General features: G+C 45.4%; 6 protein-coding genes. 3 read left to right on the top strand and 3 right to left on the bottom strand.

Going from position 1 to position 12,676, the window contains the following annotated elements; translation table 11 throughout:
• Window positions 1–4: 4 nt before the first annotated feature.
• The 3 genes from K0O23_RS06615 to K0O23_RS06605 form a co-directional block, all read right to left on the bottom strand.
• Window positions 5–1,249 carry a glycosyltransferase family 61 protein gene (locus K0O23_RS06615; RefSeq protein WP_219876615.1) on the bottom strand — a complete coding sequence of 415 codons (1,245 nt, stop codon included), beginning with the start codon at window positions 1,247–1,249 and terminating at the stop codon, window positions 5–7.
• Window positions 1,250–1,322: 73 nt separating this feature from the next.
• Window positions 1,323–2,435, bottom strand: coding sequence for an alginate O-acetyltransferase AlgX-related protein (locus K0O23_RS06610; RefSeq protein ID WP_219876614.1), 1,113 nt, complete (start codon window positions 2,433–2,435; stop codon window positions 1,323–1,325).
• 12 nt (window positions 2,436–2,447) lie between these two features.
• On the bottom strand, window positions 2,448–3,920 hold the full coding sequence (locus K0O23_RS06605) for an MBOAT family O-acyltransferase (RefSeq protein WP_219876613.1): 1,473 nt from the start codon (window positions 3,918–3,920) through the stop codon (window positions 2,448–2,450).
• Window positions 3,921–4,265: 345 nt separating this feature from the next.
• Here K0O23_RS06605 and K0O23_RS06600 point away from each other — a divergent pair, with 345 nt between their 5' ends.
• From K0O23_RS06600 to K0O23_RS06590, 3 genes are all read left to right on the top strand, one after another.
• Window positions 4,266–8,798, top strand: coding sequence for an Ig-like domain-containing protein (locus K0O23_RS06600; protein ID WP_219876612.1), 4,533 nt, complete (start codon window positions 4,266–4,268; stop codon window positions 8,796–8,798).
• 6 nt (window positions 8,799–8,804) lie between these two features.
• Window positions 8,805–9,800, top strand: a complete 996-nt coding sequence (locus K0O23_RS06595; RefSeq protein WP_219876611.1) for a PorP/SprF family type IX secretion system membrane protein — start codon at window positions 8,805–8,807, stop codon at window positions 9,798–9,800.
• 387 nt (window positions 9,801–10,187) lie between these two features.
• A complete protein-coding gene (locus K0O23_RS06590) occupies window positions 10,188–12,446 on the top strand; it encodes a LamG-like jellyroll fold domain-containing protein (RefSeq protein ID WP_219876610.1) in 2,259 nt (752 codons plus the stop codon).
• Window positions 12,447–12,676 lie beyond the last annotated feature (230 nt).

Genomic DNA, 12,676 nt, shown 5'->3' with positions numbered 1-12,676 from the left:
CTTTTTAAGCTACTTCAGCCTGTTTGGTAGATTTCCGGTTTTCTTGTTCCATTCTCTCAAGTATAGCAAGCACCTTATCAGTTTCCACAAATAAATGCTCACGCTGCCCTTGGGTGGCGTTTTTTACTTTACGCCTGTTCCTGCAGATCATGTATTCGTAATCAAGGTTAAGTTTGGTTGCAATGTCGTAGAAAGGCTCTATTACAAACCCCTCGTTAAATATCTCAATCATTTTAGTGCCTGGTTTGCAAAAGAACATGCTAATCAGGCCAGCCCCGGTGGCACCCATAACTACTTTTGCCCTGGAGAAGAGCTTGATCTTTTCGCGGATACTTAATTTGCTGGATACAACTGTTCTGAACCCATAAGGCTCCAGCGATTCGAGCAGTTCCTTTTCGTTTAAAACATTACGAATGTCTGAGTCACTGCGGCTAACGTAGAGGTAAGGCGTTTCCGGGGTAATCAGGTCGCTTTCTTCTTCTGCATAAGGCATAAACGACTCCTGTAAATAAGTGCACATCCAGTCCGGTATTAATGTATGGTTGCCTCTCGGTGCAGTAGATGCTATAATGCAATCAGCAGAAATGTGCGGGTGTTTGTCTCCTTCTATTACTTTAGACAGTGGTATACCAAGCAATTCCAGTGTTTCAACCTGGTAATCGTAACGCAGACTTGGCATCAGAAACCAGTCAACTTTGTTATAGAGGCCGCTTTTGCGGAGCAAGTGCAGGCGTGGCAGCACATCTATAAACCAATGCCCTATATTGTTTATGCCAGCCCCGCCTGTTAACAGCGAAAAAACAGTGCCGTTATACTTTTCGGGTACGGTAAAGTAACGCTGTTCAAAAATGTTGTTTAGGTTAGGCTCTGTTACTTTTCCACTTACCAGACTCAGGGATACGTTCTCAATTACCCTGTTATAGCGTGAAATTATAGCTACACTACTTTCATTATCAGTATACACTCTCCCGTTTGGTACTTCTACCACCATATAATTGGTGCTTACCTGGCGTTTTGGCTTCCAGTATTCAGAGCAGGCATGATACAAATCCTCTGAGATCTTGAGTTTAGTCTCGTATTTGGGGTACACATGGTGCACTGTTATCTCACGCGGGTTGTTGCGGTTTGGCTGTTCAATATTAATGTTACATACACCGCCGGGTTTATACTGCGAGTTGTAAGGAACAATACGGCCTAGTATCTTTTTAGCGCGTTTTACTCCTTTTCGGTAAAAGGTTTTTATAGTCATGAGAACGGGTCTGGATTGTTTATAATTTATATAGGCAATGCTTAATAGTATAAACTATTAGTTGCATACGTTTTTAATCAGAATACTTTACAAAAAAATTCGAATCTTTATTCTTGTCGGGTACATCGCCTTGCAAACGCGCTGTTACCAACCCTGCGGCTACTTTCACAGCCACATCGTTCCAGTGTGCGTCGTCGGCAGGGTATAGCGAAACATGTTTGCGCTGGTAGAGGTCTTCAAAGTTAGTTTGAAGGTCTACGGCGTCTATTTTTCGTTTTTGCAGCTCAGCCATTAGCCTGGGCAAAAAGTCAGGTTTCTTTTTAGAGGGCAGCAACTCATAATATATGTTTTCCTTATTAGGGATGGGCATAAATATAAACTTTATACCGCGCTCTTCCAGTGCCTTTTTATAGCCTTCCAGCACATCAGCAATGTACTGTATCTCTTCTTCGCTAAAGGTTCGGTTAGCGGTGTCACCTTCAATAAAGAACTCGTTGTTATAGCTAATATACTCTTTCTTTCCGAAAGACCTTTCGAGATTTGCCAGTGTTTTATGGTAAAGCCCCAGCTTTGAAATGCGGTCTGCTGTTACGGCCATCCAGGTAAGTGCTTGAGAAGAGCTAATGAGATTGCCAGAGGCATTGCGCAGCTTTGAGTTTAAACCGTTTGCGCCAACAGGTGGCAACTCCGGAATTCTACGCTCAATACTGGATACAATAACCAGTTCCGGAGGTGTTTCAATGAAGCGGTCTGTAGCCAGAAAACGGTTTACAGTGGCCGGTGCGAAGGAATACACATCTTTGCCTAACTGGCGTTCCAGTACTTCGGCCAACGTTTCGTCCTGCGATAACTTGGCACCTGTAATGTTTGAATCTCCGATAAGTAGTACATCGCATTTAAGATCTCGGTTGCGATAACCATAGGCATCAGTGTACCACTCTACCACTCTTTTTTCAGCGTATGGCGTGTGCGGCGCAAGTTCGCCTTCTTCCTCCATCTTCAGGTGCATGTTCGGGTAAAATGGTCCCGACATCACCAGCATCTTGTTTACGGATATAGTCTCCCAGATCCGGAACGTGAAGAAGTTCATCGGTAGAAATAATACTTCTATTAAAGGCCAGATAAGAAAAGGCAGCATCAGCAGGGTTAATTTTCCTAAAAGCCTTTTTACTCCTTTATCCTTCATACTCTTCATGCGCTAAAACTGGAAATAAATAAACTCTTGGTTACCAAACTGTCCGAACAGCAGCATCGCAATAATGGCTATATAATATACGCTCCATCGAACCCATGCAGGCCGCTGCATAATAAGCTGCGACACACTGCCATTGCGCTGTATCAGGTGTACGATCTCCATCAGTATAATAGCCAGAACTGACACAGCAAATACCTTCAGCCCCTGGTCCATGAACACAGTATGGGGCACATTGGCTAGTGCTTCGCTTATGTTACCTAAACCACTAAACATGTGTCCGATAATATAAAGGGCATCTGCCAGAGAATTGGCACGAAAGAATATCCAGGAAAAGCATACCAGTGCAAATACGCTCAGCACTTGTGCCCACTTCATCAGCTGTGGATGGTTGGCAAGGCCGGTTGTTTGCGCTAATGCCTCGCGTTGCCTGGCCGTAAGTATGGCAAATACCAGGTAAAAACCGTGCAGGCCACCCCAGATCACGAAGGTCCAGTTAGCCCCGTGCCACAAGCCACTGATCAGAAAAGTGATGAATAAGTTATAATACCAGCGCCATTTTACAACACGGTTACCTCCCAGCGGTATGTATAGGTAATCCCGGAACCACGTTGACAGTGAAATGTGCCAGCGGCCCCAGAATTCAGAAATGGACTTGGCAAAGTATGGGCTCCTGAAGTTTTCCATCAGCCTGAAACCCATTACCTGGGCAGCGCCTATCGCTATATCGGAGTAGCCAGAGAAATCGCAATAGATCTGGAAAGCAAAGAAAACAGTGGCAATGGCAAAAGATATGCCGTCGAAATCTGTCGGGTTATTGTATACCTGGTTTACCATCAGGGCCAGGTTATCAGCGATCACAATTTTCTTAAAAAAGCCCCAGGCCATGCGTCTCAGGCCGGCCACTACACGGTAATAGTTAAAATCGTGGCTTTGGTGCAGTTGGCCCAGCAAGTTGCCGGCGCGCTCGATAGGCCCTGCCACCAGCTGCGGGAAAAAGGTAACAAACAGTGCAAACACGCCCAGGTGCCTTTCTGGCTTAATGCGGCCATGGTACACATCTATACTGTAACTCATGGTCTGGAAAGTATAGAACGAGATACCCATAGGCAGCAGCAGTTCAAAGGCTGGCATGGCATAGGTCATGTCTAAGGCATTGGCTATGTCTGCCGCACTGTCGTTAAAAAAATTATAGTACTTAAACAATAGCAGAATGCCCAGGTTAGAGAGCAAACTGATAAATAAGAATGGCTTGCGCTTCTGTTTCTGCTCATCTTCATACCTGCCCATGGCTCTGCTGCAGAAATAATCTATCAGGGTAGAAACCATTAAAATGATGGTGTAGGCAGGTTTCCAGGAGGCGTAGAAGTAATAACTAGCCAATAAAAGTATAAGCCACCTTCTGTTGGGTGAGGTAAGAAAGTAGAGCGTAACTACTACCGGAAAGAATATGAAAAATTCAGTAGAGTTAAATAACATATAAACTCAATTAAGGGTGCTTGTATAAAACAAGGTGCTGCATACCCTGGTGCCAGTTACCTGCGCCAGTAGTATAGTTCGGTCATCAGTAGTAAAGCAATGGCATAGCCGCTGCTTTATTCAGTTATATAGAAATTGGGTGAAAAGGTTTGATGTTTTCACAAATATTTTTTCAAAAGAATATAGAAACACAGTTATAGAAGGATTATGCGATGAATATAGCCCTGTGGCAGATAAGTTGCCGGAGAAAAAAAGCAGGCTTAATGTACGAATATCTCTATAACCTTATACTTTAAAAACCGTTAAGGAGTGGGCTTGCGAATTAACTCCGAACAAACTGTAAGTATGCAAAACATCTACCTACAGAAGTTAATACACCCTTTTCTTCTGTTATTATTAGTATCCCTGTCCTCTTTTGATGCCGAAGCCTTCCGGGCTTCTTCGGTAAAAAGTTATACTTCTGCCTACAGGTTGGATGCGCCTCAGCTTCAGGCTAAACCATCTTTGGTGGGGGCAATCCGTCTTACCTGGACTCCTGTTTCCAACGCTACCGGCTATGTGCTGGAAATGTCTAACACTGGAATTGCAGAAACTTTTGTGCCATTAAAGACTTTTAGTGTCGCAGAGCGAAGTTTCAGGCACACCGGTTTATACTATAACCAGAAAGTATACTACCGGATCAAAACCATAAATAACAGCGATGAGTCGGGTTATAGCGCTGTAGTAAATGCCACCACACATGCGCAAAACAAAGTATTTAACATTATGCCCCTCGGCGATTCTAATACCGAAGGAGGAAGCGGCTCTCAGAGCGCAAACATTAAAATCTCTTACAGGGCTAAACTGGCACAACTGCTGAATGCATCGGCCTCTAACGGAAAGTATGACTTTGTGGGCAGCCAGCGCTCAGGCAGTAATTTTGCCACTGATATAGATCATGCCGGCTTTGGCGGCGCCACCATCCAGAATATTTCAGACCTGCTTAGGGATAGAAGCTACGGAGGAACCACTAACAGCCAGGGTCTTACTTACCTACAGGAGTACCAGCCGGATATTATACTGCTTCACATCGGCACCAATAATGCAGATGGGTCTGATGCCGCCATTGCCAGGCTGGAAGGGGTACTGAATGAGATCGAAAAGTATGAAAACACATCCGGTAAAGATGTGACTGTTATTCTGGCCAAGATCATCAAGCGTGTATGCTATAATGATGTATTTGTTTACAGTACAAACTGCTATACCCCTGCAGAGGCTGAAGCCACGATCACCTACAACAGAAAAATGGAGCCTATGGTGCAGCGGCGCCAGGCCAATGGCGATAACCTTATACTTGTAGATATGCAGGATGGGGCAGGCATCATTTACAAGTGGTCTACGGACGGAGGAGATATGGCAGACCCGCTACACCCTACGCAGGCAGGCTACGATAAAATGGCACCGGTTTGGTACACAGAGCTAAACAAGCTGCTGAACGTTCAGGTTGTTAGTCCACCAGATACTCAGGCCCCTGAAACAACCATCGTATCTAAGCCAGATGCACTTACCAATAGCAACTCAGCAACGTTCAGCTTTTCGAGCAACGAGACGGGTGTTGTTTACCTGGCAAGTATAAACGGAGCCGCTTTTGTGCAGGTATCCAACCCTTATACGATCAACAGCTTAGCCGATGGAGAGCATACCATTGCCGTAAAAGCCAAAGATGCAGCCGGTAATATAGACGAAACTCCAGCCACTTATACCTGGACCATTGATACCAAAGCGCCAGCAGCCCCTCTTGTGTTAACTCCTGCAGAAGACGCACTTTTAAACACAGGTAAACCAACTATAACAGGCACGACAGAGGCAAACGCAACTGTAACGGTATACAATGAATCTACCCAGTTTGGCACCACCACAGCAGGAGCAGATGGCAACTGGAGCTTTACCCCGGCCACAGCACTAGCCGACGGCACTCTGCAAATAACAGCCAGAGCAACCGATGCCGCCGGCAACACAGGCAATGCCAGCGCTGTTCGCACATTCACTATCGATACCAAAGCCCCGGAAACAACTATTGCCACCAAACCGGATGTGCTTACCAACCAGACAACCGCCCGGTTTACTTTTACCAGCAACGAGGCCGATGTGAAGTATGAAGCAAGTATAAACGGAGGGGCTTATGCAGAAGTAACAAACCCTTATACGTTAAGCAACTTAGAGGACGGAGCCCACACGTTGGCAGTGAGGGCAGTAGATGCCGCCGGTAACAAAGACAATACACCTGCCACGTACACTTGGACAGTAGACACACAGGCACCTGCAGCACCTCTGCTGGCAAGTATAACCGAAGATAGAGGCCCGGTAAATAATGACCAGATTACTTCTGACAGCGAATTGTTGCTAAAAGGTACGGCAGAAGCGGGCGCTACGGTGGCGCTTTACAGAGATGGAAACGCAATAGGTCAAACCATGGCAACAGCTTCCGGTAACTGGGAATTTGATTATACTGCAACCAAACTGGCTGAGGGTAACTATATATTTACAGCCACTGCCTCCGATGCCGCCGGCAACACCAGCCAGCTCAGCGCAGATTTTACCGTAACCATTGATTTAACAGCACCGGCAGTCACAGTTGCCTCGGCACAAACATCGCCTGTGAAAGATGCCTTTGAGGTGGAGATAAAGTTTACGGAGCAAGTGTACGGTTTGGCACCAACAGATTTTACTGTAACCAACGCTACGCTTAGCAACCTGGCAAGTATAAACAGCACCACCTATAAAGCTACGGTTACACCAACAGCCGACGGCCTGGTGCGGCTGAGCCTGGCTGCCAATAAAGCAACCGACCTGGCCGGTAATGCAAATAAAGCCTCTGAACCACTGGAGGTAACCTACGACGGCACAAGGCCACAGCTAAGTATAAACTCAGATGCACCTGCTATCACCAAAGAGGCGTTTACAGTAACTTTTACTTTCTCAGAAAATGTAACCGGCTTTGAGGTAGGAGATGTAACGGCTGTAAATGCAGCATTATCCAACTTTACAGCACAAAATGCGAAGGTTTATACTTTACTGGTTTCGCCTGTAGCAGACGGAGAGTTAAGTATAAGCGTGCAAGCCGGTAAGGCGTTTGATGCCGCCGGCAACGGCAATGTAGCCTCTTCTGTTTACAAGCGCACGTTTGATGGCCTGCCTCCTGTAGTTACCTTAAGCACCGAAGCCACAGACCCGATAAATAAGCCGTTTACCCTAAAAGTTGAGTTTAGCGAGCCCGTTACCGGTTTCGAACTGAACGATGTAACCGTTGAGAATGGTGCTGCATCGCAGCTTAGTAAAGTAAATGATCTTACTTATACTTTGCTTATCACACCAGCTTCAAGCGGCGAGGTACGTATTTTAGTAGCCGCAGATAACGTAACAGACATAGCTCAAAACGGTAATACAGCCTCTAATGAGATCAGGCTAAGGTATGATGATTCACGTCCCGATATCATACTTAGTACAAACGCAGCATCGCCTACTAACAAGCCTTTTACTTTAGTTATCAAGCTAAGCGAGCCGGTAACAGACTTTAGCCTGGCTGCAGTTGCTGTTACAAACGCTACTGGCGGTAACCTGGAGCAGGTAAACGATACAGAGTACAAAGCCCTGATCACGCCTGGCAACGATGGAAGTATAAAAGTACAGCTACCGGAGAACAGGGTACACGATGCCGCTACAAACGGCAACACTGCCTCCAATGTGCTGGATATACTTTACGATGCCACCGCACCCGACAAGTATACCATACAGTTTGCAGTTGATCTGGTAAATGTTACAAACCAGGAAAGTATAGCCCTAGCGGTAACTGGTGCTGAAACCGATGCCACTTATTTTTACACCATCAGCAGCCAAAACGGAAGCGATACAGTAACTGGAAATGCTACTGTAACCGCAACAGAGTTCAACATCTTAAATATTGATGTATCTGGTTTGCAGGATGGTACGCTAACCGTATCGCTTTACCTGGTGGATGAGGCTGGCAACAAAGGCGAGGCTGTAACAGCACAGGTAGAGAAGATCACGAAAAACATAATTGCCGTAGAGCAGCCTTCAAGTATAAAAGTGCCATTCCGGACAGGTTTTGACCAGTTGCGGTTACCAGAAAAAGTAAAGGTAACCTATGCCACGCAAGCGCAGGAAAGTATTAACGTAATATGGCAAAAAGGTAATTACAACGGCATTGCACCTGGTATTTATGTGCTGGAAGGTATACTGCAGCAGGCTCCTAAAACCTATAATACAGAAAACAGAAGGGCAAGTATAACCATAGAGGTAGAGCCAAACAAAGCACCAACTGCGCTTACATTAAGTTCTGATACCTTTAAACCTGATATTCTGCCAACCGAAGTAGTAGGCTCTTTCGCTACCACAGACCCCGACGACACAGAGTTTACCTATACTTTGGCGGCTGGGCAGGGAGATGGAGATAACAACCTGTTCGAAGTATTGGGCGGTAACAAACTGCATCTCAAGTCAAACAAGGGCTTATCCGGACAAACCAGGTTTAGTATACGCGTGCAAAGTATGGACCCTTACCAGAATGTGATTGCCAGGGAGTTTATACTTACTAAAACTCCGTTCAACAAACCTGACATTAAACTGGTAAATGCCTTCTCGCCAGACGGTGACGGGATAAACGATACCTGGACAGTGCCTGAGCTAAGGTACTACAATAACATAGAGATAGAGATATTTGACCGCGCCGGTACACGCCTGTTCCATACTGTTAACCCCGAAGAAGGATGGGATGGCAAAGGTAAAGACGGGAAAATCGTGCAGGGCTCCTACTTCTATATCATCCAGGTAAAGGATTTAGGGCATGTACAAAAAGGGGTAGTGACAGTACTTAAATAGAGTTTTATGCAAAGATTTATACTTGTATCCTGCTGCTTAATGATATTAGCTTTCAATGCCATGGCGCAAAACAGAAAGCAGATGGCCAGCTTTTCCCAGTATCAGCAATACTTTAACCCGGCTTTTACAGGTTTTGAGGGCTCGGTAGTTCAAACCCTGTACCGCAACCAGTGGACAGGCTTTGAAGATGCGCCCAAAACCATACTTGCAACCGCCGAACTCGATCTTAAAAGTATAGGAGATACAAAAGGTTACAAGTTTGATAGTCAGGGCGACGGCGATTACCTTAAAAGTATAAGTGCAAAACATGCGATAGGGCTTTCTGTCTTGCACGATCAGTTTGGTCCATCCAAAGAAACACAGCTTTTCCTTAGCTATGGCTCAGCAGTGCGGCTATCGGAGTCGTTGAGTATGCGATGGGGTACAGCGCTAACCTACAGCAGCCAATTCCTCGATGGGAACCGCCTGACCGTGGACCAGGAAAACGACCCGAAGTATACCAACTTGCTCGGGCACAGCAACCGCATCGGCAAAGCGGATATCAACTTAGGAATGGCCTTGTCTGCCGAAAAATTTTATGTGGGTTATGCCATGCAGGATATAACCAAAGGCAAACTACTAACTACCGGCGACGGTTACCTGAAAGGCTTTTACACCCGCAAGCACATTGTACAGGCAGGCTATCGCACCCACATTACCAACCAGCTTGGCATGACAGTAAACGGAATTTACCAGTATGACAGCGACCAGGCAGCCACTATTGAAGGGCAGGTTAAAGCGGTTTACCAAAACTTGCTTTGGATAGGGGCAGGTTACAGAAACGACGTAGCCTATAACCTCACAGCCGGCATACGATTAAACCAGCTTAGCTTACACTATGCTTATGAGACCCCGGTACAGGATGCCCGCTACATCAGCAAAGCCACCAACGAGGTCGCATTGGTTTACAGCCTTAGGAAACTGAAAGGCGAAGATACAGGAAAGCAGTTTTTGCTTTGGTAAGTATAAGCAAAGTATAACCTTAGAGGATACAACGCACCGATACAATTGAAAACAAGTGCACAGAAGTTGCTGATGCGTAAATATTTAGCAGGGTTTTATGCAGTGAGAAAGCTTTGGCAACCGGTACGGAACCTAGCGTATTAATTGACGTAATATAACTAAATTCTAATAATCTAATTCAGGTTTCAGGGCAGGCTTGCCCTGTAGTTTTACAAGCGTTTGCAGCCAATAATTTCCCGAATGCACCTGCCACAGTGCATTTAATATTTTAACGCTGGCTGGCATCGGATTTCAACTAGACTTTACTTACCCATGATATATAACTACAGAGCTTTCAGACGGGGCAATAAGCGTAGCGAAGCAAGGCCAAGTAGCTCTTATACCCTTATGAAATCATTTCTTTTAGCCGCCCTGTTAAAGGTATCTATATTTTCTATACTTCTTTCAGGCAGCAGTACTGTCTTTGCGCAGACCAATGGGCAGTGCCCCACCGGCTTAGTGCACTATTTTGGGATGGACGAAAAAACCAGTACCACCGCCTATAAAGATTATGTATCTGCCACTACCGCGGATTGCTCAGACTGCCCCACACCAACAGACGGCTTATTTGCAGGCGCACATCAGTTTGATGGTTCCAATGACGGTCTTGACATTACTTCCATATCTAATTTTGAATGGGGACCTAACAGCGATTTTACCATAGAGCTATGGATGCAGGTATCGGGAAACTCTTCCACAAACCGCATCATGATAGGCCGCAACGCCACTGATTCCCAAATGATCTGGTGGATTGGGGTGGACCCAAATGGATATGTGCTTTTTGAGCTGCGTGACAGGCTGCGAAATGGCTTTGTAATGGGGCACGACGGCGTAAAGGTAAACGATGGCAAATGGCACCATGTAGCTATTGTAAGAGACGGACGTGTAAGACGAAATAAACTGTATGTAGATGGCTTTGCCGTGGGCAATTTCGAGTTTGATTACCCAGGTAATTTCGAAAGTATATCGCCTGTAAACATCGGATACCTTAACCTGGACAATAAATACCGCTATAACGGCAAACTGGATGAAATAATGGTGTACAACCGCGCCCTGGAAGAGCCTGAAATGCGGGAACGCTACAATAAGGGAATGGGCAACTATTGTGGTCCTGAACTAGTAAAGCCTGCCATTGTTTCAGATCCGCTTACTTTTGGTGTGGTTGGACAAAACTATATCTACGATGTAAATGCAACAGGTAAGCCGGCGCCAACTTTTAGTCTGGTAACAGGCCCGGCTGGATTAACTATTAACTCCGCAACAGGAGAAATAACCTGGACACCTGCCTCCGCTGGTAATTTTGATGTAACTGTAGAAGCTACAAACAGTAATGGCAAGGCTACGCAAAGCTTTAAGATAGAAGTTAAAAAAGATATTGGAGAGGCTGCCGGCCTGGTGCACCACTGGATGCTGAACGAAACCGGCGGAACCAGGTACAAAGATTTTTATACGCCATTCGATGCCACCACCGACGGTGATTTTAAACCAAAACCAGTGAATGGTGCCGTATCAGGTGCACAGCATTTTGATGGAAAAGACGACAAACTGATAGTAGACCAGGGCCGTAACTTCGACTGGGCATCAAAAGCTAGTTTTAGTATAGAGTTATGGATGCGTACTACCGGAAGTACTGCCGGCAACAGGGTACTACTTGGCAGAAACGCTCCTGAGTCTAGTGTGCATTGGTGGGTAGGCGTGGATGGTAACGGGCAAGCTGGCTTCAACTTGCTGGATTTTATGTATGAAGGGGTTTATGTAGGTAACAGCGGTCCAATACTGAATGATGGCAAATGGCACCAGATTGTGGCGGTGCGCAACGGTGGTACTGGCACTACCTTACTGTATGTAGACGGTGAGCAGCGCGCATCAGGTTCTTTTAACCACCGGTATGGTTTTGAAAGTGTAGCGCCAGTAACGATGGGCTATCTTCAATCAGGCCAAGGGTACCACTACGAGGGTGACCTGGATGAGGTAAAGCTTTTTGGCCGCGTACTTTCGCCGGAAGAAATTAAAAGACGCTACCAGGAAGTATACGATGCCATTACAGAGCTTATCAGTTTTACAGGTGAGTACCGTAACGGAAGTGTATACCTTGACTGGGCAACTGCTGCAGAAGCCGATATGAAGAGCTTCGAAGTAGAGCGTTCCGAAAACGGAGAATTTTTTGAAAAGATCGGAGAAGTTGCAGCCACAGGAAATAGCAATGTGCGTGTAGATTATAAGCATATCGATGCAGACCCACTTCAGGATAGATCCTACTATCGCCTTAAGATCAATAAGGTAAACGGTGCTTTTACTTATTCTAATATTGTAATCATTGAACACGGCGGACCCATTGCATCTACTTTTATACTTTATCCAAACCCTGCAAAACCAGGCGACGAAGTATCTGTAGAAATCTCCAACCTTCCAAAAGAAGAACAGGTGCAGGTGTATGTTTCTGATCTCAAAGGAAGGACCCTGGCACATGAGTCACTTACAGTCAGTCCTAATGGTAGCTTACAATTCATGGTGCCGGTTTCCGATAACTTTAGGTCAGGTGTTTATAATGTGTCTGTTATAACCGCTAAAAAGACACTTAGCCGTAAGCTGGTAATTTTAAGATAATAACTTCTACAAGGGTTTTGGTGTTAGTATAGTTAAACTTAATGGTTTTATGTTTATATAACTAAGCCTTGGCGCAAGCGTATTACAATATAACAAAATCTGTATACACCTATGATCATTACAGGTTTCGCTTCTGGAAAATCATTATAACCTGCAAGTGTAATTTGGCAATATCTGTTTGCCTCTAATTTTATTTTTATCGAGTAAATTATGACGCAATTTTACAAAGT

This window comes from Pontibacter aydingkolensis (assembly GCF_019443125.1).
Classification (GTDB): domain Bacteria; phylum Bacteroidota; class Bacteroidia; order Cytophagales; family Hymenobacteraceae; genus Pontibacter; species Pontibacter aydingkolensis.
This window is presented reverse-complemented; position numbering and strand designations above follow the sequence as displayed.